At 56.7% G+C, this 978-nt stretch carries 1 protein-coding gene and 1 pseudogene; both read right to left on the reverse strand.

Going from position 1 to position 978, the window contains the following annotated elements:
• Positions 1-393, reverse strand: a pseudogene (locus NPS46_RS25070) (flagellin); the annotation flags it as partial.
• A 440-nt stretch (positions 394-833) separates the two neighbouring features.
• The coding region (locus NPS46_RS25075; RefSeq protein WP_274112038.1) for a flagellin at positions 834-978 on the reverse strand (145 nt) is incomplete at its 5' end.

The raw sequence follows: 978 nt of genomic DNA on the forward strand, positions 1-978 counted from the left end.
GTTGGTGGTTTGCGAGATACGAGTCAGCTCGCCGGTCAGGGCGGTGAATTCCTGCTGCAGGGAAGCGCGGTCGTCATCGCTGTTCGAGCCGTTCGCCGATTGCAGGGCCAGTTCACGCATGCGCTGCAGAATGTTGGTCGATTCCTGCATCGCGCCTTCAGCGGTCTGGGCAATCGACACGCCGTTGTTGGCGTTGGCCACGGCAACGGTCAGGCCTTTGACCTGGCTGGTCAGACGGTTGGCGATCTGCATGCCGGCGGCGTCGTCTTTGGCGCTGTTGATTTTCAGGCCGGAAGACAGACGGCTCATCGAGGTGCTCAGTGCGTCGGAAGCCTTGTTCAGGTTCTTTTGCACGCCCAGGGACGTGATGTTGGTATTAACGGATAGAGCCATGACGAATTCCTCATTGATTGGGTGTTACGGCTTCCAGCCCCGGCAAGCGCCTTGGTCTGGCCGAAAGAGCCTTCGTTGCAGTTATCGTCATCACTGCTGGCTCCTTGATAGCCTCACGAGACCATCTAACCCAATCAGAGCATTTTTAAGACTTTTCCTAGAAGATAGGCACCATTCAACTCAAAAAAACATCAGAGACACTCAATAATTCAAGATTAATCCTATTTACTTTTTTTCTAAAAAATCAATTTGAGGCAGACCTATGGCGGCGGCCGCAGGCTGCGTTTGGCCGGGAGCCTAGCGCCACCCACACGGCCGCCCTGCGAGCGCTCGCAGCCTAAGGCGGCCTGCACAAGCAGCGGAACTAGACGCTACCCTGAAACAAAAAAACGGAAGGGCGCACAAGGCGCCCTTCCGCTCTATTGACCGCTGGCGGTGAATCAGCCCAGCAGTTTCAGCACCGACGATGGCAACTGGTTAGCCTGGGACAGGATCGCAGTCGAGGCCTGTTGCAGGGTCTGTTGCTTGGTCAGCTCGGCGGTTTCCGAAGCAAAGTCGGCATCCTGTACCCGGCTGCGCGCAGCC

Origin of the sequence: Pseudomonas putida, from assembly GCF_028682395.1 — a bacterium.
In the GTDB taxonomy this organism is placed as follows: Bacteria; Pseudomonadota; Gammaproteobacteria; order Pseudomonadales; family Pseudomonadaceae; genus Aquipseudomonas; species Aquipseudomonas putida_AB.